Source organism: Microvirga calopogonii (assembly GCF_003347665.1).
In the GTDB taxonomy this organism is placed as follows: domain Bacteria; phylum Pseudomonadota; class Alphaproteobacteria; order Rhizobiales; family Beijerinckiaceae; genus Microvirga; species Microvirga calopogonii.
Genome location: NZ_QDGA01000036.1, coordinates 14,490 through 39,802, shown reverse-complemented (window position 1 = coordinate 39,802; position 25,313 = coordinate 14,490). Strand labels below are relative to the sequence as shown.

The following is a 25,313-nucleotide window of genomic DNA, read 5'->3' as shown; positions in this document are numbered from 1 at the left end:
AGAAAGTTGATCGCCGCTCCGATCCGGGTTCATTCGGGTCGTTGTGAAGCATCGTCAACTGGTCCTATACTGGTCTGGAAGAAAGTTGGCACAATGGCGACAGAACATTTCAGCACCCGTTACCAGGATCTCGACACCTGGCCGAGCCTCGACGTCCTCTCGGCCTTCTATGAAGGCCAGCTCGCGGCGGTGGCCGCCGTCCGGCCCTCCCTTCCGGCCATCGCGGCCGCGGCGGAAGAGGCGGTGAAGCGCCTACGCCGGGGTGGGCGGCTCGTCTATGCGGGGGCCGGCACCTCGGGCCGCATCGGCGTCCAGGACGGAACGGAATTGCCGCCGACCTTCAACTGGCCAGACGACCGGGTGGTCTATCTGATCGCCGGCGGCACGGGCGCCATCATGCAGGCGGTCGAGAACGCGGAGGATTCGGTCGAGGAAGGCATCGCGGGAATCCGCGACAACGGCATCGGCCCGGACGACGTGGTGATCGGGGTCGCCGCCAGTGGCCGGACGCCCTTCACCATCGCGGCCCTGAAGGAGGCGGCCTCGCGCGGCGCGCAGACCATCGGCATCTCCAACAATCCCGACACGCCCATTCTGGACGCCTGCTCCCATCCGATTCTCGCCGATACGGGCGAGGAGGTGATCGCCGGCTCGACCCGCATGAAGGCGGGCACCGCGCAGAAGGTCATCCTCAACCTCCTGTCCACCCTGATCATGGTCAGGATGGACCGGGTCTATCGCGGCCTGATGGTCAACATGCGCGCGACGAACGCCAAGCTGCGCCGCCGCAGCGAGATCATGGTCTCGCAGATCACCGATTGCGACGACGCCACCGCCGTCGAGGCGATCCGGCAATCGGACGGCGACCTGAAAACGGCTGTTCTCATCGCGCTCGGCGCAAGTCCGACCGAGGCGCGCGGTGCGCTCGAGCGAAACGGTGGCAATCTGCGCAAAGCCCTGGCAGACTTCACCAAGACAGAATAACGAGTCAGCCGGTCATCCGGCTGAAAAAAGAGGCAACGGGTCATGGGGCTGGGGCTTGGCATCGACGCGGGCGGCACCGCCACGCGCTGGCGGCTGGCGGATACGAGCGGTCAATGCGTGGCCCAAGGCTCCGTCGCTCCCCTGACCGGCCACCTCTTCTCCGCCGCCGCCGAAGAGCGCGCCCGCCAGATCGTCCTCGACATGGCCCAGGCGGTGATGAAGCAGGGCCGGCCGCTGGGCATCATCGCGGGCATCACGGGGCTGACCCGCGACACCCCCGCCGAGGCGACCATGCGGGCCCTGTTCGCGGAGACCTTCGAGCTCGCGCCCGACAAGGTCTTCGTCGCGGAGGACATGTGGATCGCCTACCTGTCCTATTTCGCCCTGGGCGAAGGCATCCTGGTCTATAGCGGCACCGGCTCCATCGGCTATTACCTGTCGGAGGACAAGGAGGTCATCCGGGTCGGCGGGCGCGGCAACCTGATCGACGACGGCGGCTCCGGCTTCTGGATCGCCCGCGAGGCCCTCAAGGCCGTGCTGCGGGCCGAGGAGGAGAGCCCCGGCGCGGGCTGGACGACGATTCTCGGCACCTGCCTCGCCAAGGCCCTAGGCGGCACGGACTGGAACATCGTGCGATCCTTCGTCTATGGCGGCGACCGCGGCAAGATCGGGTCGCTCGCCCGCGCCGTGGGCGAAGCGGCCCAGACCGGCGACGGAACCGCCCTGGGGATCCTGAAAGACGCGGGCGAGGAGCTGGCCCGCCTCGCCAATGCGCTGATCAAGCGCCTCGGCCCCCGGCCCGTGGCCCTGGTGGGCGGCTCGGCGCGGCTCCACCCAGTCCTGTCCGACGCCTTCCGGAAGCAGCTGGTGGCCCCGGTCGAGTTCATTGCCACCGACCTGGACGCGGCCCTCACGGCGGCCCGACTGGCGGCGACGATCAACAGGATGTGATGGCCTTCACGGACTGGCTGCCCCTTCGCATTAGTCTTTTGAAGTGACACCCTCCAATGTCATGGCCGGCCTTGTGCCGGCCATCCCGATAAGGAAAAGCGTCGTGTCTCTCCAATCGAGATCACCGGCACAAGGCCGGTGATGACGTGGAAGGGCGAGCCTCCCGCCTCTTACAGTCCGTCGCGCAAGCCTGCCTCCTCGTGCCCCTAGCCCGGAAGAGCTTGCCTAATCGGCCCTGCTCGTCCAAGACTTCCGGCATCGTATCCAGATCCGAGACGATTTCAGCGATGCATGCTCTCTTCGTGGGCCAGACCTATATCGACGTGACCTTCCTGGCGGACGAGCTTCCGACGGGGGATGAGAAAACCGTGGCGCGGGATTATGCGATCTCGTTCGGCGGCAATGCGGTCACGGCCGCCTTCGCGTGCGCCAAGCTCGGAATCGCCCCCGACCTGCTGACCTCCATCGCCGATGACTGGCTTGGCCGCATGTTCATCGACATGGCGGCGAAATACGGCATCTCGGTCCACCACCGGAAGGTCCACGAATCGTCCCTGTCCTTCATCATGCCCAGGGGCGGCAAGCGCGCCATCGTCCGCTGCCGCGACGACCATTACCTGCATCCGGTGCCGCCGCTGAACATCCAGGGCTGCAAGGCCCTGCACCTCGACGGCCACCAGGCGGATGCGGCCATGCATTACGCCAAGATCTGCCGCGAAGCCGGCATCCTCACCTCGCTCGACGGCGGCGGCCTGCGCTCCAACACCCATGAGCTCCTGGAGTTCATCGACGTGGCCATCGTGGCCGAACGTCTCTGCGAGCAGATGGATCTCAGCCCGTCAGGGATGCTGGAGTACCTCAAGAGCCGCGGCTGCAAGATCGGCGGCGTGACCTTGGGCGAGCGCGGTCTCGTCTGGTACGACGAGACCGGGCAGGAAAGCGTCCTGCCGGCCCTGAACGTTCCCGGCGAAGCCGTGGTGGACACCAACGGCGCCGGCGACATCTTCCACGGCGCCTATGTCTATTCCGCCATGGCCCGCCCCGACCTGCCCTGGCGCGAGCATTTCATCTTCGCCCGCGCAGCGTCCGCCCATGCGATCCAGCACCTCGGCAACGAGGCGAGCCTGCCGAGTATCGAGGACATCTCACAGGTGCAGGAGCGCTACACCGAGCGCAAGCTGGCGGCTTGAGCGCTACCCCCTTCTCCGGGCTTAGGCATCGGACGTCACTTCGCAGCTGCGTCCGATGCTCTTAAGTTTTCGTTTCGCTTGACTGCTCACGCAGAACTGGGTCCGTCTCCACGGACGTAACCCTTCGAGTCGCTGGCGCGGCCTTGGGTCAGCGATGCGCCAGACTTGACATAAATCAACACGGAATGTGTCGGTCTGCGGCCTAATACCCTTTGATCGCTGAAGGGAGAGGCACATGCTCAATATACCTCGAAACCTCAGTGCAACCCTGTTGATCGGGCTCGCCTCCGTTTGCTGCACAGGTTTGAACGCCTCCGCGCAACCGCTCACCTTGAGAGTGAGTCCGAGCGCACCAAGGGTCTTCACGGATCGCGAAGGAACATGGGAGCGCGTCCCGGTAAGTGATCTCTGGACGACAGGCGAGAGGTACGATGAGCCGAGTGGCGTGCGCATCGGACGCGGCAGCGTGATCCCGAATTGGGTGGAAACGTCGCCCATGAGGAATGTCTCCATTCGCCGGCTTCGGCATTACGGGCATTACGGCTATTTCGTCTCGCCCGATGATCGGCTCGTGATCGTCAACCCAGCCTCACATCGGGTTGCGCGGGTCGTGCGGCACAGCGCCTGATCATGGCCGCTCGACAGGTGCGAGTACTGGAACCGCTTGCACTCGCATCGGATCGTCGCCGTTCTTTGCTGGGTCGCATCCTTCACGCGGAAAGCCATGTCGGGTTTTCCGCGTGATACGCGAGAGCATCGGCCGCACAGTGACGATCCGCCTTCAAGTCCGATGCTCCGTGAGATCCAACCTACGCGTGATGCCGACGGCATCGAAGAAGGCTTCGTCGTGGCTGACGATCAGCAGCGCGCCGTCATAGGCCCGCAGCCCCGCCTCGACGGCCTCGATGGAATCGATATCGAGATGGTTCGTCGGCTCGTCCAGAATCAGGAGAGCCGGCGGCCTCGGCCCGCCCAGCACGCAGGCGAGGCCCGCGCGCAGCACTTGCCCGCCGCTCAGCGTTGAGACGAGCTGCAAAGCCGCATCGGCCCGAAACATGAACCGGGCCAGGGCCGCCCGGCAGGCATTCTCGTTCGCGTCCGGATTGATGCGGCGGAAGTTGTCGCGGATCGTGAGGGACGGATCGAGCAGGCTAACCTGCTGGTCGAACAGCGCGAACTCCGTCATGACCTTCACATTCCCGCTCCAGGGCTGCAGCTGCCCGGTGATCAGCGCCAGCAACGTGGTTTTGCCCGAGCCGTTCGGCCCGGTGACGGCGATCCGCTCCGGACCGACGATGGCGAACGAGATGTCGCGCAGGATCGGCCGTCCCGGCCCGTAGCCGACGCTCGCGCCGTCGATGGAGAGAGCCGTCTTGCCGGCCGGCAGATGCGTCGGCGGAAGCACCACGGAGAACGGCAGAAGGACCTCGATGCGCTCACGCGCGGAAGCGGCCTCCTCGTGAGCCTGCACGCGGCGGCGCTCGGCAAGACGCGCATTGCTGGCAGCCGTTTCCTCGCTGCGGTTCTTCAGCCCGTTCATGAGAATGCGCGGCATGTCTCCCTTGGCGCGCTTTCTCTTGGCTGTCCCATCCTTGCGCGCCTTCCGCTCGGCGGTGTCCTGCGCTTTGCGGTCGACCTCGGCCACGCGCTTTTCCGCATCCGCCAGATCGCGCCGAACCGCCGCGAGTTCCAGCGCCTTGCGCTCACGATAGCGACTCCAGCCGCCGCCGTAGCGTGTGGCTCCGAGCGAAGTCAGCTCGACGATGACATCCATGGTGTCGAGCAGTTCGCGGTCATGGCTGACGACAATCGCCCCTCCCCGCCAGCTGGCGAGGAGGTCGAGCACCGCGTCGCGCCCGTCCCGGTCGAGGTTGTTCGTCGGCTCGTCGAGGAGCAGGAAATCGGGCTCCGAGAAGATGAGCGCCGCAAGGCGGGCCCGCGTGTTCTGCCCGCCCGACAGGCTCGACAGAGGCGTGTCCGGCGGCACGTGGAGACCGACTTCCGCGAGGCAGGAGGACATTCGCGCCTCCAGCGTCCAGTCGGCGTTGGCCAGTTCCTCGGCCGACGCGTCGCCGGCCTCGGCGCGGCGCAGGAGCGCCAGCGCATCGACGGCACCGAACAGGGACGCGATGGTCCCGGCCGGATCGACCTGCACCGTCTGGCGCAGAAGACCCAGGCTGCCGTGAACGGTGACGCTACCGGAATGGGGTTGCAGCGCGCCGGCGATCAGCCGAAGGAGCGTGGTCTTTCCGACGCCGTTGCGTCCGACAAGCCCTGTGCGCTCCGGACCGAAATTCAGATCGAGATCGGAAAGAAGAGTACGCCCGTCAGGCGCGGACCATGAGAGATGGGAGAGAGTGATCGAAGCAGGCATGGATATGGATGTCCCCGGTGGCAAGGCAGGTCGGCATTGCTGTCCGGTTGAAATCCATTGCGGCACACATCCTGTCGAAACAAACGCCTCTCGGGCGTCCGGCGACCTTATACAAAACGAGGCGCCCTGCCGCAAACTTGCGGCCGGACGCCTCCTTGTTGCTGGCGGCCGTCAGGCCGCCTTCTTCTGATAATCCTTCACGTCCGAGAACTGGATCGCTTTGTAGCGGTCGACCTCGTATTGAAGATTGAACATGTTCGGCGCCATGAAGACCGGCGCCTCGTCGAGATCCCGCGCCATGGACGACAGGTGGCTCTCGATGAACTTGTCGAGCTCGCGCGGATCGTCCGCCGTGATCCAGCGGCAGATGGAGAAGCGGGTCGGCTCGTAATCGATGGGCAGGCCGTACTCGGCTGCGAGCCGTTCTTTCAGCACATCTAGCTGCAGCGCGCCGACGACGCCGACGATGGCGCCGGAGCCGTCCTGCGGCACGAAGAGCTGCACGACGCCCTCTTCCGCCATCTGCTGCAGCGCTTCGCGCAGCTTCTTCGCCTTCATGGCGTCCTGCAGCTTGATGCGGCGCAGGATTTCCGGCGCGAAGCTCGGCACGCCGCGGAACACGATGTCCTCGCCTTCGGTCAGCGTATCGCCGATGCGCAGCGTCCCGTGGTTCGGGATGCCGACCACGTCGCCGGCCCAGGCTTCGTCCGCGATGGCGCGGTCCTGGGCGAAGAAGAATTGCGGCGAGTTCAGGCTCATGGGCTTGCCCGTGCGCACCAGCTTCACCTTCATGCCGCGCTGAAGTTTTCCCGAGCAGATGCGCATGAAGGCGATGCGGTCACGGTGGTTCGGATCCATGTTGGCCTGGATCTTGAACACGAAGCCCGACATCTTGGGCTCGCCCGCTTCGACGAGGCGCTTGTCCGCCTCCTGGCCGCGCGGCGGCGGCGCATAGGAGGCCAGCGCGTCGATGAGATCGCGCACGCCGAAATTGCGCAGGGCGCTGCCGAAGAACACGGGCGTGAGATGGCCTTCGCGGAAGGCCTGCAGGTCGAAAGGCTTGCAGGCTTCCTGCGCCAGCATGACCTCCTCCTGCCACGCATCCGCCTCGCCCAGTGGCAGCAGGCTCATCAGCCTCGGATCCTCCGGACCCGACACCTCCGTCGGCTCCTCGTCCGTATCGATGCGCCGGACCATATTGCGACGCAGGTCGAAGGTGCCGGCGAAGCTCTTGCCCTGGCTGATCGGCCAGGTGACGGGTGCGGTGTCCAGCGCCAGCGTCTTCTCGATCTCGTCGAGGAGGTCGAAGGGGCTGCGCGCCTCGCGGTCCATCTTGTTGATGAAGGTCACGATGGGGATATCGCGCATGCGGCACACCTCGAAGAGCTTGCGCGTGCGCGCCTCGATGCCCTTCGCGGCGTCGATCACCATGATGGCGGAATCCACCGCCGTCAGCGTCCGGTAGGTATCCTCGGAGAAGTCTTCGTGGCCCGGCGTGTCGAGCAGGTTGAAGACGCAGCCGCCGTACTCGAAGGTCATCACCGAGGTCACGACCGAGATGCCGCGCTCCTTCTCGATGCCCATCCAGTCGGACCGGGTGGAAACGCGGTTCTTCTTGGCCTTCACCTCGCCGGCGAGCTGGATCGCGCCGCCGAACAGCAGGAGCTTTTCGGTCAGCGTGGTCTTACCCGCGTCGGGGTGGGAGATGATCGCAAAGGTGCGGCGGCGGCCCACGGGGGCCGGGAGATCGGTCATGGCGGTCAAAAATTCTCTGGGAACGACGGTGGGGACAGAACGCCGCAGCGCCCCGCCCTTTTGCTGGCCTCTTCTCACCCCATATGGGGGTTTCCCGTCAACAGCGAAAGGAGGTGATCCAGTGTCTCATTGTCATACCCTACGGTCCCCGGTTGCCGTGACCTGGATCTTGGCCTCTGCCGAGATCGGTGCGTAACGCACGTCAAGGAGCGGCTCCTTATGGGCCGTGGAACCGACAATGGAAAGGCCGCCCCGAGGGGCGGCCTTTCTTTTTGATTCGACGAACTTTACGCCCCGAGCAGTTTGCCCGTCCGCTTGGCCGTGGTTCCGGCCACCTTGGCGATGCGCATACCTTTCGTGACGAAGCGCACGGCGACCCGGGCGAACATCACGCCGTCGGTGGGCGCCTTGGCTGGGGTCACGGCGCCGGTCAGCGGATCGATCACCTCCGCCAGGACGTCACCCTCCTTCACCTTCGTGCCGATCTCGGCCCTGAACACCAGGATGCCGTTCTCCGGAGCCTGGACCGGCTCGGAGGCCGCCAGAGGGGTGGCCTGGCAGAGAGCCTCGGGCACCTGCGGCGCATCGCCAGCGATGGCGCCGCGCAGGACCAGGTAATCGACCATGGCGGCCGCGTCGGCCCGGCCCGTCTCATGAGTCACGTCACGCTCGCCCCGGAACTCCAGCGTGGTGGAGTGACACGCGAACGGAATCGGGTGATCGGGAAACCGCTCCGCCAGCTCCGCCCAGGGGCGGCTGCAGGCCTCATCGAAGGGCTCGTCGCCGGAGACATCGGCGATGAGATAGGCATGGGAGCCGAGGAGCGCCGAGAGCGGGGCGAATTCCTCCGCCGAGCGGGTATGGGTGTAGAGATGCACCACGGCTTCCGAGTCGCAGTGCAGGTCGAGGACGATGTCCGCCTCCTGGGCGAGGCCCAGCAGGGCCTTCTTCATGACCTCGGCGGCATTGGACGGCTGCCAGGCCTCCAGCTCGGCCCGCAGGGCCTCCCGGATCAGGCGGACATTCTCGTCCCCGTCCTGGGTGAGCTTGCCCTCGATCCGCTCGGCCACCTTCGGGACCAGGTGCGGATAGCCGCGGTTGAAGTTGATGCCGTCGGCGAGGTGGAAGCGGCCGATATGGTCGCCCATGACCCGCTGGGCGAGGCCGATGGGATTGGCGGCCGGCACGAGGATGATCTCGCCCTTGATCCTCCCCTCGGCCTCGAGAGCCCCCAGGCGCTCGCGCAGATGGTGGGCCGCGATCATGCCGGGGATCTCGTCGGCATGGAGCGAAGCCTGGATGTAGATGCGGGGACGTGCCCCCTCCTGTCCGAAGCGCTGAACCGTCAGGGAAAGGTCGACACCGGGCGCGAGGGGCGAAAGAGCAATCTGTTCTGTTTTCATTTGCAACCAAGAGGTTCCGACGCAGGAGACACTCAGGCGTTCCGTTGCGTCTTCGATAGGTCCCTCAGGTAGCCTGCCACCCTTGCGATTGGAAGATGAAACGCTGCGGATTCGACACGATCGCGGCCAGTCCCTGCAGGGCCGGCTCCGGATTGACGATGGCGTAGACCGGCACCTTCCGGGCCCAGGCGTCATGTGGTGCTTTCTCGTCGAAGGCCTCCCGGAAGCCGCCGTTCTGAAGGATATCCACCATGCGCGGCGCGATGCCGCCAGCGATGAACACGCCGCCGGAGGATTCGAAGGTCAGCGCCATGTCGCCCGCGTAGCGTCCCAGCCACCGGGCAAAGAGATCAAGGGCGGCCTGGGCCAGTTCGTCCCCCTCACGGGCCGAGGCGAGAACATCGTTCGGCTTGGTATAGGGGCAGCTCACGCAACGATGGGCGGCAATCGCTCTTGCGATGCGGAACAGGCCGGGACCGGAGAGAACGACTTCGGCGGAAACACGTCCGCCGACCCTTTCCAGATGCGGCCAAAGATCTGCTTCCGCCTCCGTCGCAGGACCGAAAGCGATATGCCCCGCCTCGGTCGCCACGATCGCCCAGCGATCCTCCACCGGAACGAGGGCACCCACGCCGAGGCCGGTGCCCGGTCCAAGGACCACGAGAGGAGCGCCCGATTCCGGGCGCCCGCTGCCGATGGGGGCAAGATCGCCCTTGGCCTCGTCGAGCACCGTCACCGAAGCGGCGACCGGCGTGTAATCGTTGACGAGGGTGACGCGCCCCAGGTTCAGTGCCTTGCCGATGGCTTCCGCGTCGATCACCCAATGGGCATTGGTGAGGCGGATCGCGGGCGCATCCACGCGGGTCGCCACCGCGATGATGGCCGAGCGCGGCGCTGGTCCCTCATAGGCTTCGAGGGCGGTCCTGATCGCTCCGACCGGGTCGGGCGTCTGCGCCGTCAGCGTGCGCGGCAGAAGCTGAACAGCCGCACCAGGCGCGGGCAGCACGGCGAAGCGGGCATTGGTCCCGCCGATGTCCCCGAGCAGAACAGGAAATGCAAACATCGAAGCCTATCGTCCTTTCTGCCTCTTACGCGCTTGAGCGTCGATCCCGAAAGGCGATTTGCACTTTCGGGATCGATCCGGTGCTCAGTTCCCGATTGGCATATCGTTCGACGCGAAAAAAGGATCCACTTTTTCGCACGATACGCCCCGCGACTGCGATCAGAACGCCTCCTCCCAACTCCGGCTCAGGCGCACGGCGGAGTTGACGAGGCCGACCATGGAATAGGTCTGCGGGAAATTCCCCCACAATTCCCCGGTCGTGAAATCCGCATCCTCCGAGAAGAGCCCGAAGGAATTGCGCAAGCTCAGGATGTGCTCGAACAATTCCTTCGCCTCGTCCTTGCGCCCGATGGCGCTCAGCGCATCCACGTACCAGAAGCCGCAGATCATGAAAGCCGTATGCATGAGGCCGAAATCGTCTTCCACATCATAACGCAGGAGAAGGTCGCCGCGCCGCAGCTTCGCGCCGACGGCCTCCACGGTCGCGATGAAGCGCGGATCGTCGGCCTTCACGAAATCGAGCTCGGCCAGAAGGAGAAGCGTCGCGTCGAGATCCTCGCCGCCGAACGACGAAACGAAGGTCCCCTTCTCGGGATTGTAGGCGCGCTCGTTGATGACCCTGTGCATGTGCTCGGCGTTCTCGCGCCAGAACGCGGCCCGATCCTCACGGCCCATGGCCTCGGCGATCTTGATCAGTCGGTCGCAGGCCGCCCAGCACATCACGCTCGGAAAGGTGTGCACGGCCGCCTTGGTGCGAAGCTCCCAGGGACCGGCGTCAGGCTGGTCGAACACCTCGATGGCGCGCTGCCCCAGCTTCTCCAGATGGGAGAACAGGGCCCTGTTTCCGGTGCGGATCAGGCGCTTGTCGAGGAAGGCGTGAACGGATGCCAGGACGATGCTGCCATAGGCATCGTTCTGGATTTGCGTATAGGCCGCGTTGCCCACGCGCACGGGACCCATGCCGCGATAGCCCGCGAGCGCCGTCGCTTCCCGCTCCTCCAGATCCGGCGAGCGCGTGATGCTGAAGAGCGGCGGCATGTCCTTCTGATCGGGAATCGCCTCCATGTCGTCGACGATGTTGGTGATGTAGGTGAGGTATTCCTCCATCGTCTTGGTGGTGCCGAGCCTGTTCAGCGCCTGGATGACGAAATAGGCGTCGCGCAGCCAGCAATAGCGGTAGTCCCAATTGCGCTTCGTATGCGGCGCTTCCGGCACCGAGGTGGTGAGCGCCGCCACGATGGCGCCCGTCTCCTCGTAATTGCAGAGCTTGAGCGTGATGGCCGCGCGGATCACCGCCTCCTGCCAGTCGAACGGGATGGAGAGCGAGCGGACCCAGTCGCGCCAGAAATCGACCGTGCTGTCGAGGAAGGCCCGGGCCGTGGAATCCGTCTCGGACCGGAGCGGCTCGTCCTCGCCGAAGAAGAACGACAGGGGCCGGTCCACCACGAAGGGCCGCTCGTCCTGCACATAGGACACGGAGGCGTCCGTGGTGAGACGCAGCGAATAGGCCGGCCCGACGAAACGCAGGTGATTGCTGCCGCGGGTCAGGCTGGGCGGGCAGCCGCCCCAGTCGTAATGGGGCCTCAGGCGCACGCGGATGCGCGGACGGCCCTTCACCGGATAGACCCGGCGGATCAGCATCGGCGGGCGGAAGGTGCGGTCGTAATGCTTGAAGCGCGGGGCGAAGTCCGTGACCTCGAGAATGTTGCCGAAAGAATCCGTCATGCGCGACACGAGAACGGCCGTGTTCTCGAGATAGGTCTGCTCGCAAGAGACCATGCCGACCATGTCGATGGCGAAGATTCCCTTCTGCTCCGCGTCGGTCCGGTCCTCGGGGCTGTCGAGCAGGGCGGAAAAAACCGGGTCGCCGTCGAAGCGGGGAAAGCAGCTCCAGACGATCTGCGCCCGGCGATCCACAAGGGCCGAGATCGTGCAGTTGCCGATGACGGCAAGATCTAGCGAACTCATATCAGCATTCATCCCCTTTGAAAGGCAGCGTCCCTTCGTAAGCCCACGTGGACAGGCAATGTCGCAGATCCGCAGGCGTTCCAAGGCGGACCTTGGCAATGGTGTCCCCCGCACCGATGCGCACGGACATTCCGTCATGAGCATTGACGGTCTTGAACCCGTGCTCATCGGTGAGATCGTCGCCGATGAAGATCGGGCGCCGACCCTTGTAGGGAGCTTCCTGCAGAAATCTCTCGATCACCTTGCCCTTCCCGGCTGCCGAGGGAAGGATTTCTGCCACAGCTTTCCCGTGTTGAACACGGTAATCCGAGCCCAGCGCCTCGACGGCCGCGCGAGCCGTAGCGAGCGCGAAATCCTTCTCGTGCGGAGCAAGGCGCCAGTGAATGGCGACGGAGCAACCCTTGTCCTCGATCAGGACGCCATCCTTGTCCGCAACAATCTTGCACAGGCGCTCGACCATCTCGCGCAGGGCGGGATGCTCGTCGGGGTCGCACATGGAGAGGCGACCGGCGATGCGGTGCTCCAGCCCGTGAAGTCCGGCCATGTCGAAGACATGAGGCGCGAGGCGCGCATCGAGGAACTCGACCGGACGCCCGCTGATGATCGCGAGCGCGCCGTCGAGCCTTTCCTGCAGCCGGGTGAGGAAATCCGGCAAGGCCGGGTCTATGGCCACCGCATCGGGCCGTTCGACGATGTCGACGAGGGTTCCATCGAAATCGAGAAAAAGCGCATAGTCGTTGTTCGCATCATGCATCGAATGGGGTCTCGCAGGAGTTTCACGCATTGGCCGGTGCAAGCTTCCGCCCCCTGGCGATCAATCGCCTGATCCGCTGCTGCTTGCGCAGGCGGGAAGCGGCCAGCAGCATCTGGCCCGCCCAGCGATAGACGTTTCTCTCCTTGACCTGATCGCGCATCAACCGCATCCGCTCGCGCTGTTCGGGCTGCGGCATGGTGAGTGCGCGGTTGATGGCCTCGCCCATGGCGTGGGCATTATAGGGGTTCACGATCAACGCTTCGGACAGCTCGCGGGATGCGCCGGCAAAGGCCGACAGGATGAGCACGCCCTGCTCGTCGTCCCGCGCAGCCACGAATTCCTTGGCCACGAGATTCATGCCGTCGTGCAGGCTCGACACGATGCACAGATCCGCCGCGCGGAAGAGTTCGAAGACCTGATCGGGCTCGTGATGGCGAATGAGGAGCTTGATGGGCTCGTAACCATTGCCGCCATGTCGTTCATTGATGTCCCGTGCCAAGGCTTCGGCCTCTTCCTGGAGCTGCCGGTAATTGGAAAGCTTGCTTCTGGTAGGCGCCGCCACCTGAACGAAAGCAAAATTTCCGTGCCATTCCGGATGCTCCGTCAGCAGGGCATCGATGGCCTGCATGCGATCGAGAATGCCCTTCGTGTAATCGAAGCGCTCGATGCCGACGCCGATGCGCATGTCGGAGGGCAACCCCAGACGCTCGCGCACGATCCTGCGGCATTCCTCCACGGGCTTCTGGCCTTCCATGGCCGTGGGCGGCCACTCGATGGAGATCGGATAGGGCCGGATCATGGTTTCCTCGCCGCCGAAGATCACCGAATCCTTCTCCCGGTCGATGCGGCTTTCCACGTAGGAATCGACCGCGTCCATGAAGTTGTTGCAATGCGCCTGCGTGTGGAAGCCGAGGATCGAGGAACCCAGGAGCCCGTCGATGATCTCCTCGCGCCAGGGACAGATGCCGAAGGTCTCCGCATTCGGCCAGGGGATGTGCCAGAAGGTCACGATGGTGGCCCGGGGCAGCCGGTCGCGGATCATGCGCGGCAGCAGGGCGAAGTGGTAATCCTGCACGAGGATGATCGGGTCCTCGCGCTTGGCCTCGGCCACGATCGCCTCGGCGAACTTCTCGTTGACGGACCGGTAGTACTGCCAGTCCGGCTCCCGGAAGATCGGCCGCACGAAGGCGATGTGGCACAGGGGCCAGAGCCCCTCGTTCGCCGCGCCGTAGTAATACCCGTCCTGCTCCTCGTCCGTGAGCCAGACCCGGCGGAGGGTGTAGGACGGGTGATTCGGGGGCACGGGCACTCGGTCGTTGGCATCGACCGTCTCCCGGTCGGCCGTGCCGCTGCCATGGGCGACCCAGGTGCCGCCGCAGGCGCGCACCACCGGCTCCAGGGCCGAGACGAGGCCGCTCGCCGGAATCTGCAGGGTGATCTCGCCGCTCTCCGTCCGGTTGTGGATGTAGGGCTCGCGATTCGACACCACGATGACTTCCGACCCCGACAGCTCATTGGAGAGCGCCGCCCTCAGGGTCTCGGGGCTCCAGTCGGTATGTGCGGCATCGATGGTCCGCCGCGAAGCTTCCAGCTCCTGGAGCACGTCGCGGATTTCCTGCCCGAGCGGGATGATGTTCTCCTCCGTGGGCGGGTTCGCGTTGCCCGCGCGGGCGCTCTCGAGGGCCTGCCGGATGGAGGCCAGCCAGCGGCGCATGATGATGGCCGCGATCATGGCCGCCAGGGCCGCGGCCCCGAAGGCGACGCCCGCGAGCGCCAGGAAGAGATAATTCCGCGCCTCTCCGCCGCGGCGGTCGGCATAGCTCAGGTCGTGCAGGACCACGAGATGCCCGGTCCGCCCTCCGACGGTCAGCGGGAAGGAGCTGACCAGGATGTTGTGATCCTGGTTCCTGACGACGGAAAAGCTTTCCGCATCGGACCGGGAGGCTTCGCTGCAGGAGAAGGACGGAGGCATGTTGCTGGTGGGGAAGCGCAGCTCCTGCCCGTCGCAATAGCCGATGGCGAGAACCCGCTCGTCGGTTGCGATCCGCTCGAACAGGATGCCGGCCTGCTGGGTATCGTTGCGGGCCAGGAGGCCGCTGACCTGGTCCCGGACGGAGTTGAAGACGAGGCGGGATCGCAGCTCGACGTCGCGGCGCGACCATTGTTCCACGAAGGATGTAGCAAAGGGCAGCACGGCCAGGATGACGATGGCCGCGACGAGCATTGCGATACCGCCAAAGCGGAAGATGATCCTCAAAACACTAAGTTCCTCAAGAAAGCCAAGACTGTCATCGAAGCGGGCCGGTCCTGAAACAGGACCACGGATTTTGCCCTCGATGGAGGGCCACAGGAGAACGCAGCCCTCGCCCCCTGTTATGGGTTCCCGCGCGGAACTTTCCAGGCTTGGCGCATCCTGCGGAAAGGTGGACCCGGTTTTCGCCGGCGCTGCCCTATGGGTTCGCGAAGAACGATGCGCCAGCCAAAGCGTGGAGCATCGGATGGATCTCTCGCGCGTCGTTCAGCCTGGACACTGCTCGCCAGGGGCCACAAACGAAAGCCGCGGCCGAGGCTCATGGCCCCGACCGCGGCTTTCGATATTCGTCCGGCCAGAAGAGATCAGTGCTCGCGGAAGGCGCGGGCGATCTGCTCTTCCATGGGCTTGAAGAAGTACTCGAACGGGGTGCGCTGGTTCACCTCGACGAAAACCTCGGCCTGCATGCCGGCGATCAGATGAAGGTTCTCGAGCTTCTTGATCTCGTCCTGAGGCACATCGATCCGGATCGTATAGAAGGTCGCGCCGGTCTGCTGATCCCGCGACACGTCGGCCGAGATCCGGCTCACGGAGCCGTGCAGATCCGGGATCATGCGCGCGTTCGAGGCATGGACCTTCACGGTCGCCTTCTGGCCGATCTTCACCTGGTCGATCTCGTTGGGCAGCACCTTGGCTTCGAGCTCGAGCTTGTCGTTCACCGGAACGATGTTCATCACCGGCTCGGCCGGAGAGATCACCCCGCCGATCGTGTGAACGTTCAGCTGGTGGACATAACCGTCGCTGGGCGCGCGGATGTCGATGCGCTTCAACTGGTCCTCGGCCGCCACGCGACGCTCGGTGTATTCCGCGATCTTGCCCTGAATCTCGCGCAGCTCCTGCATCGCCTCGGCGCGCATCTGCTCGTCGATCTGGATGATCTGGAACTTGGTCTCGGCAATGCGGCTCTCGGCCTGGGCGACGGCAGCGATGAGCTGGCCGCGCTGGCCCTCGATGCTCGCGGCGTCACGCTCGAGCGCGTTCAGGCGAGTGATCGGAACGAGGTTCCGGTCGTAGAGGTCGCGAACGCCCTTGAGTTCCGCCACGATGAGCTCGGCCTCGCGGGCCTTGGCCGTCTGCTGGGCCTTCAGGCCCACGATCTCGTCCTCCGACTGCGCGATGCGCTTGCGGAGCTGATCCTTCTGCGCGTCGCGGGAGGCGCCGCGCGCGGTGAAGAGGGTGCGCTCGGACGACATGATCTTCTGAACGGCCGGCTCGTTGAGACGGGCGGCGAACTCTTCGGGCGTCTTGACCTCGGGCGAACCGTCGCGCTCCGCCTCCAGGCGAGACTGGCGGCCGAGATACTCGTCGAGCTGCTTGGCCACGACCTGAAGGTTGGCGCGGGTCATGGTCTCGTCGAGGCGGACCAGAAGATCGCCCTGGGATACCCGGTCGCCTTCCTTGACCTTCAGCTCGCCGACGATTCCGCCGGTCGAGTGCTGGACTTTCTTGACGCTGGTATCGACCACGAACTGACCGCCGGCAACGACGGCGCCGGACAGGGTCGACGTGGCTGCCCAGAGGCCGATGGTCCCGGCGAAGAGGGCGATCATGGCCACGCCGCCGATAGTCGACTGACGCAGGATCCGCTGGTGAACGGACGGTTTTTGGGGGGCGTGAATGACCAACATTTAACCAACCTCTCGCAGGTTCGTGGCCTGGGCGGCAGGCGCCTGCTGCGGCCGCACCGGTGCCGGTGCCGGCGTCGCATTGCGTTTCATGACAGACTGCAGAACCTCGTCGCGCGGTCCGATGGCCTTGATCCGGCCTTCTTCCATGATGGCGACCTGATCGACCTGGCCGAGAGCCGCCGGACGGTGCGTGATGACGACGACGACGCCGCCGCGCTTGCGCACCGCCAGGATGGCCTGGTTCAGGGCCTCGTCGCCGGCGCCGTCGAGGCTGGCATTCGGCTCGTCGAGCACGACCAGGAACGGGTTGCCGTAGAGGGCCCGGGCAAGGGCCACGCGCTGGCGCTGACCGCCCGACAGGGAGGCCCCGCCCTCACCGATCCGGGTATCGTAGCCGTCGGGCAGGTTGAGGATCAGCTCATGCGCACCGGCGGTCTGCGCCGCTGCGATGATGTCGTCGGGCTTGGCGTTCGTCTGGAAGCGGGCGATGTTCTCGGCAACGGTGCCTTCGAACAGCTCCACGTCCTGCGGCAGGTAGCCCACATGGCGGCCGAGAGCGTCCGGCTCCCACTGGTCGAGGGCCGCACCGTCGAGGCGGATCTCGCCGCGCAGGGTCGGCCACACGCCGACGAGGGCGCGGGCAAGGGTCGACTTGCCCGAAGCGCTCGGTCCGATGAGGCCGAGGCCCTGGCCGGCCTGAAGCTTGAGCGAGGCGGCCTGGACGATCGGAAGCGAGGCGCCGGGAGCTCCGACATAGACCTCTTCCACCGACAGGGCGGCCTTCGGGGCCGGAAGCGGCATGCGCTGGCCCTGGGCCGGCACGAGGCTCATGATGTGCTGGAGACGGCGATAGGCCTGGCGGGAGGCGGTGAAGCCCTTCCAGTGCGCGACCGCGATTTCGATCGGAGCGAGCGCGCGGGACATCAGGATCGACCCGGCGATCATCAGGCCGCCCGACATCTGTCCCTGGATCACGTAATAGGCGCCGAGGCCCAGGACGGCCGACTGGATCACCATACGGAAGACCTTGGCGAAGGCGCTGATGCCGGCCGAGGATTCGCTGGCGCGCAGGCCGTCATTGACGTGGCGGACATGCACCTCGTCATAGCGCTTGGCCAGGAAGCCCAGCATGCCGTTGGCCCGGATGGTCTCCGCATTGCGGCGGCTGGTCTCGGCCATGGCATGGCGCTCGGCGCCGCTCTTGGTCACCTCGTAGGAGGGAGCCTTGCTCTTGGCATCCGTGTAGAGGGTCAGGAGGATGATGACCACGCCGCCGACGACCGACAGGACGCCGATGCCGGGATGGATCATGAAGCAGCCGATGAGGAAGATCGGCATGAACGGCATGTCGAACAGGGCCGTCGGTCCCAGGCTCGACAGGAAGCCGCGGATGGTGTCGACGTCGCGGATCGGCTGCATGCTCTCGGCCTGCTTGGCGCCCTTGAGCGGCATCGTGGCCACGAGGTCGAAGACCCGGTGCGAGAGCAGCTCGTCGAAGCGGGCGCCGATGCGCGCCAGCATCCGGCCACGCAGCATGTCGAGGCCGCCCGAAAGGGAGTAGGCCGCCAGCGTGATCAGCGACAGACCGATCAGAGTCGGGATGCTCCGGCTCGACAGGACCCGGTCATAGACCTGGAGCATGTAAAGGGAGCCGGTGAGGGCCAGAAGGTTGACCACTGCCGAGAATACGGCAACCCCGGTGAAGGAGGGAAGGCATGACTTCAGAGCGTCTTGGACCTCTGTGCTTTCTTCCCGATTTCTCGATGCCTGCTTCATAATCTTCTTCCATCGGCAGACCAGTTAACCCGGCGCCTTCGTGGTGGTAGAGCCATTGTGCAAGGATATACCTTACCACAATGTTCGCCATCTGGCGATGGCTGCGGTAGCGGGCAGATGGACCCAAAGAGTATCCCGTTATAGTGAGGCCTGGAAGGCCCGGTTTATCAGCACTCTTATGGGTATGAGATGTGCCCCTAAGATGGTCACTTTCCGTTACGCCACCTTTTGTAACCCTATTATATGTAACTATGTCAACAAAAAGTTCGATTTGAATATGATTTTATTACACCCTCTCCGTTTCGAGAGGGCATGTAACGTAAGTACTTAACTGTAAAGATAACCCTTTGGTAAACTTTCAGGGTTAACGTTCTCTGACCTGGAAATGAGGTCGGAATATGGACAACAACATACGTTCTCAGGCTGGCAGCGAAGCGGCGAAGCAGACCGGCGCGTCCTTCCTCAAGCCCGCCCAGATCGACCCTATGGCCAGCGCGGCCCTGGAAGAGGCTATCCGGAGCGCGAAGCTCGGCCTGAAGCCCGCCCCCTCTCCCAAAGCCACACCGGACGGGCCGGTTGCTGCGGGCCGGGCGTCTCCCGCCAGGTTCCTGGGACAGGCCGCCATGGCCCTCGTCCTCGTCGGAGCCGGCTGGGCCGCGTCCTACATGGGAACGCTCGCCAGCAAGGATGCCATCCGGCGCCTGGAGACCGAAACGGCCCGTAGCCAGGAAATCCTCGCCCGGCTGAGCACACAGCTGGACGCGCTTCGGGAAACGGTCGTCGCGTCCAAGGACGTCGAGCACACCGCATCCATATCGTCGGCCTCGGAGCGGACGGAATTGTCGAACAAGGTCGAGCGCCTGACCATCGGCCTGCAGGAGCCAGGTAAGAAACTCTCCTCTCTTGAGGAAAGACTCGGGCGCATGGAAAGCCAGATCATGACGGCCCTGGCGGAACTGAACACGAAACCGGCGGCTCCCGCCGCGCCTCCGGTGACAGAAGCGGCCTTGCGCGAGGAAGCCCCCGCGCCCAAGGAAGTCCCTGCGCCCAAGGAAGTCCCTGCGCCCAAGCCCGCGAAGAGCGAGCCCGTCGACGGCTGGGTGCTCCGGGAAGTCTATGACGGCGCGGCCCTCGTCGAGAACCGCAGCCGACGCCTCTACGAGGTCATGCCCGGCGGCATGTTGCCCGGCGTCGGCCGCATCGAGGCCATCGAGCGTCGCGGCACCCGTTGGGTCGTCGTCACCGACAAGGGCTTTATCGGCACATACCGTTAATGGGGAATGATGCCCCTCAGGCCATAGACGAGTCCCGCGAAGACCGCGAGGCTCGCGACATACAGGAAGACGAACCAGAGAAGGCGTTTCGAGCGCGATTCCGGCGGGCGCTGCATTCCGACCTGCATCAATGATACCCGTAGCCGCCGCCCGAGATCTCCTCGGCGACTTTGCCCCGGAAGACGTAATAGGCATAGGCCGTATAGGCGAAGGTTATCGGCAGCACGATGGCGAAGCCCACCAGCGCGAAAAGCTGGGAATGAACCGTGTTGGCGGTGTCCCAGATCGTGAGGCTCGGCGGCACGATGAAGGGAAAGAGGCTGACGCCGAGGCCGAGATAGCCCAGCAGAAAGAGCGAAATCGACAGGAAGAATGGCCTGACGTGCCGACCCTCCTCAAGGTCACGGAAGAGCCTGTAGGCGATATAAGCCGTGATCAGCGGAATCGGCGCGAGGAGGGCGATGTTCGGCCAGGTGAACCAACGCGTTTCGATCTGCCGCCCTAAGAACGGCACCCACACCGACACGACGGCCATGGCGAGAATGGTGGCGAGGAGAAAGCGCACCGCCATGCGCCGCGCCCAGATCTCCAGCTCTCCCGTGGTCTTCATCACGCACCAGGTCGCGCCGAGAAGCCCGTAGCCGCAGATCAGGCTGATGCCGGTGAGCACGCTGAACGGCGTCAGGAAATCGAAGGTGCCGCCGGTGAACTGGCGGCCATCGGTGGGGAAGCCCTGCACGAAGGCTCCCAGCACCATGCCCTGGAAGAAGGTCGCGAGCAGCGAGCCGAAGAAGAAGGCATTGTCCCACAGGAATTTGGAGCGATCCGCCTTGAATCGGAACTCGAAGGCGACGCCGCGAAAGATCAGCGCGATCAGCATGAGAATGATCGGAATGTAGAGCGCCGGCATGAGCACCGCATAGGCGATGTGAAACACGGCGAAGAGTCCGCCGCCGCCGAGAATGAGCCAGGTCTCGTTACCGTCCCAGATGGGTGCCACCGAAAACATCATCCGGTCGCGCCAGTTCTCGCTGCCCGCCGCCTTGAAGAGGATGCCGACGCCGAGATCGAACCCGTCGACGATCACGTACATGGCGACGGCGACCGCGATCAGCCCCGCCCAGATCAGCGGCAGCCAGAAAGCCAATCCTTCGTGTTCCGTCCCGAAACCGAACATGCCCTGCCCTCCTATTCCGCCGGCTGCGCGCGGTAGCCGGGCCGTCCCTCGACTGCCTCGTCCGGCACCGAGAACGGACGTTTCGGCTTCTTGCTGAGATCGTCTCCGCGAATGTCCTCGACGGGATCGGGTCCGCGCCGAAGGAGCTTCGCGAGATAATAGGATCCGAAGCCGAACACGAAGGCATAGACCACGATGAAGATCAGGAGCGACGCGGTCACGGCTCCGGCCGCGATGGGAGATACCGCATCGGCCGTGCGCAGATGGCCGTAGACCACATAGGGCTGGCGGCCGATCTCCGCGACGAACCAGCCGAACAGCACGGCACCGAATCCGGACGGCGTCATGATCATGGCTGCGGTCAGGAAGGTCCTGTTGGTGAAGAGCGTGCCCTTCCAGCGCAGATAGAGGCTCCACAGCCCGATGCCGAGCATCGCGAAACCGATGGCGACCATGATGCGGAAGGAGAAGAAGACCGGCCAGACCGGCGGGCGCTCGTCCGGCGGCACCTCCTTCAGGCCGGGCACGACGCCGTCGAAGGCGTGGGTCAGAACCCAACTGCCGACCTTCGGAATGGCGATTTCGTAGTGGTTCGTTTCCGCCACCTCGTCAGGCAAGGCGAACAGGCGAAGCGGCATGTTCGCCATCCTGTCCCAGTTACCCTCGATGGCCGCCAGTTTCGTCGGCTGATATTTAAGCACGCCGAGGCCGTGTAGATCCCCGATCAGGATCTGCACGGGCACGAAGATGGTGGCAAACCATAGCGCCATGGACATGGAGCGTCGCGAGGCGGCGAGCTTCGCGGCCGGCGCATCGTGGGGATGCCGGAGCAGCATCCAGGCGGACATGCCGGCAACCGCGAAAGCCGTGGTCAGGTAGCAGCCCATCACCATATGTGCATAGCGAAGCGGGAAGGACGGGTTGAAGACGACCTTGAACCAGTCGACCGGCACCGCCTTGCCGTTCTCGATGGCAAACCCGTCGGGCGTCTGCATCCAGGAATTGGCGGACAGAATCCAGAAGGCCGAGATCAGGGTGCCTAGGGCCACCATGCAGGTGGCGAAGAAGTGCAGGCGGTCGCCGACTCTTTCCCAACCGAAGAGCATGATGCCCAGGAAGGCCGCCTCGAGAAAGAAAGCGGTGATCACCTCGTAGGCGATGACGGGACCGAGCACGTTGCCGGTGAATTCGGAGAAGCGCGACCAGTTCGTCCCGAACTGATAGCTCATCACGATCCCGGACACGACGCCGAGCCCAAAGGACACGGCGAAGACCTTGACCCAGAAGCGGAAGAGATTGCGATAGAGCGGGTCGCCCGTACGGAGCCAATTGAATTCCAGCGCCGCGAGCCAGCTGGCAAGACCAATGGTGAAGGCCGGGAAGATGATGTGAAAGGCGATTGTGAACGCGAACTGGATGCGCGAGAGCAACAGGGCATCGAATTCCATTTTCCGCTTCCCCTCGTCGGCCTACCAGCCTGCTTTTAGGGCGATGGTCGGCAGCGACCAGAGGGAGAAGCTTTTTCCACGGGCGCGGAAGCAGCTGTCCTTTCGGCTTGTCGTACCTTCAACGGAGAGCCGGAACCTCTTCGCCGAGAAGCTCCCGTGGCTCAGTGAGCCCGCAGATTGGGGTGATATTGGCCGGAAATCGGCCGCCAGCCCGTGCTCAGACGCTGGAGAGCCTCAAGCTCGACCGGATCATGGCTGCAGAAGATCTTGACGTTGCTGCGCCCGTCGTTTGCCAAAGCCCGCAGTCGGTCCTGATTGTGAAGGCGCAGCGGCCGATCCTCCTCCATCAACTTCTGATAGGCTCGAAGCCCCGGCGTGCAGGACGGGTCCTCATCCATCTCGTGCCGATGAAAGTAGGCATCGCCCGCGTTGAGAAGCCACCCTTCCGGCGTCTCGATGGCGATGCCCGCATGACCCATGGTGTGACCGGGAAGCGGGATCATCAGGATCTCGGGCGGCAATCCATCGAGGTCGCGCACGGAACGGAAGCCGAACCACCCCTCACCCGTCGGGTCGTAGAAACGCCAGTCCCGCACCTCATCCCATTGCCGAGGGCTGTAGCGACGGCGGTGGATGAAGCCGTGCCTCACCTCCGCCTCTTCGATCTCCGCGCGCAGGATGTGAACGGTCGCCTCCGGAAAATCTTCGAGGCCGCCGGCATGGTCGAAATCGAGATGGGTCAGCACGATGTGGCGCACGTCGCGGGGCGAGAAGCCCAGGCTCCTCACCTGTTCCAGCGCCGTATAGCGATGTTCCAGCTGAATCCGGTTGGTGTGGATGAAGAGCGGGCTGATGCGCTCATAGGGATCCTCCACGTCCCTGGAGCCGAAGCCCGTATCGACAAGAACGAGACCGCTGTTGTCCGTCTCGACGAGCAGGCAATGGCAGATCAAATGTCCCGTGAGACCAGGGCTGACACCATCCCAGAGCTTTCCCCCGACAGGACACATGCAACCGCAATTGAGGTGATGGATGCGCATGGCGAGGCCTCGCTGGAATCAAGGTGGCGAAGCCCTAACGGGCGAGACAGGGAAATGTTCGCGCCGCTTATCCCGACAGACATTCCCGTCACTTGCGACATGAGAAGGGCGGGAACGTGCTCGCCGTCCCGGCATTCATGGCGGCCACCACCATCATGTTGGCGAGTTCGAGTTCCTCCGCCGAGCGCGGGCAGACATCGCCCTGCGCCGTGCAGCCCGAAGCCAGGAAGGCTTCGTGACGATCGATGAACTCCCGGCTCAAGCCCTTCGTGCCGCGATGGGCCAGGGCATCCGACCACGCTTTCCGGTAGCGGGTGCACTTCACCTCGGGCCAGCTTTGAGGTTGCGGCTCCTGTGCGACCGACAGTGTCGCTCCGCCCGCAATAAAGCCGGCTAGGAGGGCCACGGTGGCGGCAATCGTTTTCAATGGTAGACTCATGTCACGCGGTCAACCACGCGCGTCGCGAAGGGTCAAGGCCGTGCGTGCCTTGGGGTATATTTGCCTTCAGTCACTTGGAGGCCACGACAACTGCGCCCAACACCCTCTTCGTCATCACCAACCTCGTGCCGGTGATCTCGATGGGAAAGGCGCGGCGCTTCACAAAAGCGGGATGGCCGGCACAAGGCCGGCCATGACGGGTGGGTCTCATTCAGTCGTCCGGTTCCTCAAACCCGCATCTCGGGCTGAGCCTTGTGCTTTCGTCCCGAAGAAACCCGACGCTTCTTCGAGGGCTTCTTCTCCTCGTGCTTCTCGATTTCCCGGGAGAGGCGCTGCTCCAGCAGGGCCAGGACGGCGGCCTCCTCGGGCTTGAGGCTGGAGAGATCCTCGCGCAGCTGCGTCTCGATCTTTTCCTTGACATCCAGAAGCAGGCCTCCGTCGAGATAGGACGCGAAGATTTCCGGGTGCACGTAGCATTTGCGGCAGATGCTCGGTGTGTTGCCGAGGCGCGAGGAGACCTTCTCGATGGCGGCGCGGATGTTCTTCTTGGCCTTCGCATCGCTGTCGAATTCCTCGAATTCGGCGAGGGCGAGCGCCGCAAGCACCGTTCCGGCCCAGGTGCGGAAATCCTTCGCCGTGATGTCGCGTCCGGTGATTTCCTTCAGGTAGGCGTTCACATCGGCCGAGGCGATCGATTGCTGCTCGCCGGTCTCGTCGAGATACTGGAACAGATCCTGCCCGGGCAGGTCCTGGCAGGCCTTCACGATCCTGGCGATACGCCTGTCCTTGACCTGCAGGCGCCACGTCTTGCCGCTCTTGCCCTTGAACTGAAAGCGCAGCTCGCTGCCCTCCACCTTCACATGCGGGTCGCGCAGGGTGGTGAGGCCATAGCTCTTGTTCTGCTTGACGTAATCGGAATTGCCGACGCGGATGAGCGTGTTCTCGAGCAGATGCACGACCGTCGCCAGAACCTTTTCACGCGGCAGGCCGCGCAGGCTCATATGCTCGTCGATGGTCTTGCGGATTGCCGGCAGGCCCTTGGCGAATTCGAGCATGTGCTCGTATTTCGTGCTCTCGCGGACTTCGCGGAAGGCGGGATGGTAGCGGTACTGCTTGCGGCCCTTCGCGTCGCGGCCCGTCGCCTGGATATGGCCGTTGGCCTTCGCGCAGATCCATACATCCGTGTAGGCGGGCGGGATCGCCAGCGACCTGATGCGATCGAGCGTCGCCTTGTCCTCGACCTTCTTGCCGTCCGGCCTGGTATAGGTGAAACCCTTGCCGGACTTCTTGCGCCTTATGCCGGGCTCCTCGTCGGAGACGTAAAGCAGTCCCGCCGTTTCGGCGGCATCGCGAGGATCGACGATGTTCTCGGTGGTGGCGTTCGGGTCCAGCATGGGAAGCCTTGATTCAGGTGCAAGATGTCAACCGGGCCGCGCCAGTTCGGGTTCCCTGTGCGTCCGCGTGCCCTGGGATCTGCGCCGGTCGTTGCGGATCTTGAAGACCAGGATGGTGGCGCTCAACCCTAAGCTCAGCAGGTTGAAGACCATCATGGGCCAGCTGCCGATCATGAACCCGTAGGCCGACCAGAGAACGAAGGCGGTGACCGTGACGATGTACATATGCTTGGAGATCGCCCGCGTATCCCGCTCCCGCCACGCTTTGACGACCTGCGGGACGAAGCTCGATGTGGAGAGAATGCCCGCAATCGTCGCCAGAAAATTTGGCAGCCAATCCGGCATGTCTGTTTTTCTCCCTGTTTCAAGATGACGGCAACGGGT

General features: G+C 64.4%; 20 protein-coding genes. 5 read left to right on the top strand and 15 right to left on the bottom strand.

Annotated elements, in window-relative coordinates; translation table 11 throughout:
- Positions 1 to 93 precede the first annotated feature (93 nt).
- The 4 genes from DDF70_RS21645 (at position 94) to DDF70_RS36790 (ending at position 3,753) form a co-directional block, all read left to right on the top strand.
- A complete protein-coding gene (locus tag DDF70_RS21645; protein ID WP_114946896.1) occupies positions 94 to 984 on the top strand; it encodes an N-acetylmuramic acid 6-phosphate etherase in 891 nt (296 codons plus the stop codon).
- Positions 985 to 1,026: 42 nt separating this feature from the next.
- Positions 1,027 to 1,935, top strand: a complete 909-nt coding sequence (locus tag DDF70_RS21640; protein ID WP_114946895.1) for an N-acetylglucosamine kinase — start codon at positions 1,027 to 1,029, stop codon at positions 1,933 to 1,935.
- A 287-nt stretch (positions 1,936 to 2,222) separates the two neighbouring features.
- Positions 2,223 to 3,125 (top strand): sugar kinase, encoded by a 903-nt coding sequence (locus DDF70_RS21635; RefSeq protein ID WP_114946894.1) that lies wholly within the window; start codon positions 2,223 to 2,225, stop codon positions 3,123 to 3,125.
- A 235-nt stretch (positions 3,126 to 3,360) separates the two neighbouring features.
- Complete coding sequence (locus DDF70_RS36790; RefSeq protein ID WP_162820563.1) at positions 3,361 to 3,753, top strand: hypothetical protein; 393 nt, start codon at positions 3,361 to 3,363, stop codon at positions 3,751 to 3,753.
- 153 nt (positions 3,754 to 3,906) lie between these two features.
- Here DDF70_RS36790 and DDF70_RS21625 read toward each other — a convergent pair whose 3' ends face one another.
- The 9 genes from DDF70_RS21625 to DDF70_RS21585 all read right to left on the bottom strand — a co-directional run bounded on the left by DDF70_RS21625 (position 3,907) and on the right by DDF70_RS21585 (position 18,157).
- A complete protein-coding gene (locus tag DDF70_RS21625; protein ID WP_114946892.1) occupies positions 3,907 to 5,499 on the bottom strand; it encodes an ABC-F family ATP-binding cassette domain-containing protein in 1,593 nt (530 codons plus the stop codon).
- 171 nt (positions 5,500 to 5,670) lie between these two features.
- Positions 5,671 to 7,254, bottom strand: a complete 1,584-nt coding sequence (locus tag DDF70_RS21620) for a peptide chain release factor 3 (protein WP_114946891.1) — start codon at positions 7,252 to 7,254, stop codon at positions 5,671 to 5,673.
- 287 nt (positions 7,255 to 7,541) lie between these two features.
- Positions 7,542 to 8,657 (bottom strand): succinylglutamate desuccinylase/aspartoacylase family protein, encoded by a 1,116-nt coding sequence (locus DDF70_RS21615; RefSeq protein ID WP_114946890.1) that lies wholly within the window; start codon positions 8,655 to 8,657, stop codon positions 7,542 to 7,544.
- A 64-nt stretch (positions 8,658 to 8,721) separates the two neighbouring features.
- Entirely contained in the window at positions 8,722 to 9,663 is a 942-nt protein-coding gene (locus DDF70_RS21610) for a glucokinase (protein ID WP_425374100.1), read from the bottom strand.
- 216 nt (positions 9,664 to 9,879) lie between these two features.
- Positions 9,880 to 11,688, bottom strand: a complete 1,809-nt coding sequence (locus DDF70_RS21605) for a glycoside hydrolase family 15 protein (RefSeq protein WP_114946888.1) — start codon at positions 11,686 to 11,688, stop codon at positions 9,880 to 9,882.
- 1 nt (position 11,689) lies between these two features.
- Entirely contained in the window at positions 11,690 to 12,442 is a 753-nt protein-coding gene (otsB, locus tag DDF70_RS21600; RefSeq protein ID WP_114946887.1) for a trehalose-phosphatase, read from the bottom strand.
- Positions 12,443 to 12,464: 22 nt separating this feature from the next.
- A complete protein-coding gene (locus DDF70_RS21595; RefSeq protein WP_114946886.1) occupies positions 12,465 to 14,699 on the bottom strand; it encodes an alpha,alpha-trehalose-phosphate synthase (UDP-forming) in 2,235 nt (744 codons plus the stop codon).
- Positions 14,700 to 15,058: 359 nt separating this feature from the next.
- Positions 15,059 to 16,381, bottom strand: a complete 1,323-nt coding sequence (locus DDF70_RS21590) for an HlyD family type I secretion periplasmic adaptor subunit (protein ID WP_114946885.1) — start codon at positions 16,379 to 16,381, stop codon at positions 15,059 to 15,061.
- Positions 16,382 to 18,157: a type I secretion system permease/ATPase gene (locus DDF70_RS21585; RefSeq protein WP_114946884.1), complete on the bottom strand. Its 1,776-nt coding sequence runs from the start codon at positions 18,155 to 18,157 to the stop codon at positions 16,382 to 16,384. It abuts the gene before it with no gap.
- Between the two features lie 398 nt (positions 18,158 to 18,555).
- Here DDF70_RS21585 and DDF70_RS21580 point away from each other — a divergent pair, with 398 nt between their 5' ends.
- On the top strand, positions 18,556 to 19,431 hold the full coding sequence (locus tag DDF70_RS21580; protein ID WP_114946883.1) for a hypothetical protein: 876 nt from the start codon (positions 18,556 to 18,558) through the stop codon (positions 19,429 to 19,431).
- A 127-nt stretch (positions 19,432 to 19,558) separates the two neighbouring features.
- Here the strand turns inward: DDF70_RS21580 and cydB are convergent, their stop codons facing one another.
- The 6 genes from cydB to DDF70_RS21550 form a co-directional block, all read right to left on the bottom strand.
- Positions 19,559 to 20,608: a cytochrome d ubiquinol oxidase subunit II gene (gene cydB, locus DDF70_RS21575; protein ID WP_114946882.1), complete on the bottom strand. Its 1,050-nt coding sequence runs from the start codon at positions 20,606 to 20,608 to the stop codon at positions 19,559 to 19,561.
- Positions 20,609 to 20,619: 11 nt separating this feature from the next.
- Positions 20,620 to 22,056: a cytochrome ubiquinol oxidase subunit I gene (locus DDF70_RS21570; protein WP_114946881.1), complete on the bottom strand. Its 1,437-nt coding sequence runs from the start codon at positions 22,054 to 22,056 to the stop codon at positions 20,620 to 20,622.
- 161 nt (positions 22,057 to 22,217) lie between these two features.
- Positions 22,218 to 23,096: an MBL fold metallo-hydrolase gene (locus tag DDF70_RS21565; protein ID WP_114946880.1), complete on the bottom strand. Its 879-nt coding sequence runs from the start codon at positions 23,094 to 23,096 to the stop codon at positions 22,218 to 22,220.
- An 88-nt stretch (positions 23,097 to 23,184) separates the two neighbouring features.
- The gene (locus DDF70_RS21560) at positions 23,185 to 23,523 is read right to left on the bottom strand and encodes a hypothetical protein (RefSeq protein WP_114946879.1); all 339 of its coding nucleotides are present in this window, start codon (positions 23,521 to 23,523) and stop codon (positions 23,185 to 23,187) included.
- Between the two features lie 239 nt (positions 23,524 to 23,762).
- Entirely contained in the window at positions 23,763 to 24,929 is a 1,167-nt protein-coding gene (locus DDF70_RS21555; RefSeq protein WP_114946878.1) for a DNA topoisomerase IB, read from the bottom strand.
- Between the two features lie 27 nt (positions 24,930 to 24,956).
- Positions 24,957 to 25,274, bottom strand: coding sequence for a SemiSWEET family sugar transporter (locus DDF70_RS21550; RefSeq protein ID WP_114946877.1), 318 nt, complete (start codon positions 25,272 to 25,274; stop codon positions 24,957 to 24,959).
- Between the last annotated feature and the right edge of the window lie 39 nt (positions 25,275 to 25,313).

What these genes read in the sequence shown, in the direction of transcription:
- DDF70_RS21645 (WP_114946896.1), top strand. Translation starts at nt 94, where the DNA reads ATGGCGACAGAACATTTCAGCACCCGTTACCAGGATCTCGACACCTGG.
- DDF70_RS21640 (WP_114946895.1), top strand. Translation starts at nt 1,027, where the DNA reads ATGGGGCTGGGGCTTGGCATCGACGCGGGCGGCACCGCCACGCGCTGG.
- DDF70_RS21635 (WP_114946894.1), top strand. Translation starts at nt 2,223, where the DNA reads ATGCATGCTCTCTTCGTGGGCCAGACCTATATCGACGTGACCTTCCTG.
- DDF70_RS36790 (WP_162820563.1), top strand. Translation starts at nt 3,361, where the DNA reads ATGCTCAATATACCTCGAAACCTCAGTGCAACCCTGTTGATCGGGCTC.
- DDF70_RS21625 (WP_114946892.1), bottom strand. Translation starts at nt 5,499, where the DNA reads ATGCCTGCTTCGATCACTCTCTCCCATCTCTCATGGTCCGCGCCTGAC.
- DDF70_RS21620 (WP_114946891.1), bottom strand. Translation starts at nt 7,254, where the DNA reads ATGACCGATCTCCCGGCCCCCGTGGGCCGCCGCCGCACCTTTGCGATC.
- DDF70_RS21615 (WP_114946890.1), bottom strand. Translation starts at nt 8,657, where the DNA reads ATGAAAACAGAACAGATTGCTCTTTCGCCCCTCGCGCCCGGTGTCGAC.
- DDF70_RS21605 (WP_114946888.1), bottom strand. Translation starts at nt 11,688, where the DNA reads ATGAGTTCGCTAGATCTTGCCGTCATCGGCAACTGCACGATCTCGGCC.
- otsB (WP_114946887.1), bottom strand. Translation starts at nt 12,442, where the DNA reads ATGCATGATGCGAACAACGACTATGCGCTTTTTCTCGATTTCGATGGA.
- DDF70_RS21590 (WP_114946885.1), bottom strand. Translation starts at nt 16,381, where the DNA reads ATGTTGGTCATTCACGCCCCCCAAAAACCGTCCGTTCACCAGCGGATC.
- DDF70_RS21585 (WP_114946884.1), bottom strand. Translation starts at nt 18,157, where the DNA reads ATGAAGCAGGCATCGAGAAATCGGGAAGAAAGCACAGAGGTCCAAGAC.
- DDF70_RS21580 (WP_114946883.1), top strand. Translation starts at nt 18,556, where the DNA reads ATGGACAACAACATACGTTCTCAGGCTGGCAGCGAAGCGGCGAAGCAG.
- cydB (WP_114946882.1), bottom strand. Translation starts at nt 20,608, where the DNA reads ATGTTCGGTTTCGGGACGGAACACGAAGGATTGGCTTTCTGGCTGCCG.
- DDF70_RS21570 (WP_114946881.1), bottom strand. Translation starts at nt 22,056, where the DNA reads ATGGAATTCGATGCCCTGTTGCTCTCGCGCATCCAGTTCGCGTTCACA.
- DDF70_RS21565 (WP_114946880.1), bottom strand. Translation starts at nt 23,096, where the DNA reads ATGCGCATCCATCACCTCAATTGCGGTTGCATGTGTCCTGTCGGGGGA.
- DDF70_RS21555 (WP_114946878.1), bottom strand. Translation starts at nt 24,929, where the DNA reads ATGCTGGACCCGAACGCCACCACCGAGAACATCGTCGATCCTCGCGAT.
- DDF70_RS21550 (WP_114946877.1), bottom strand. Translation starts at nt 25,274, where the DNA reads ATGCCGGATTGGCTGCCAAATTTTCTGGCGACGATTGCGGGCATTCTC.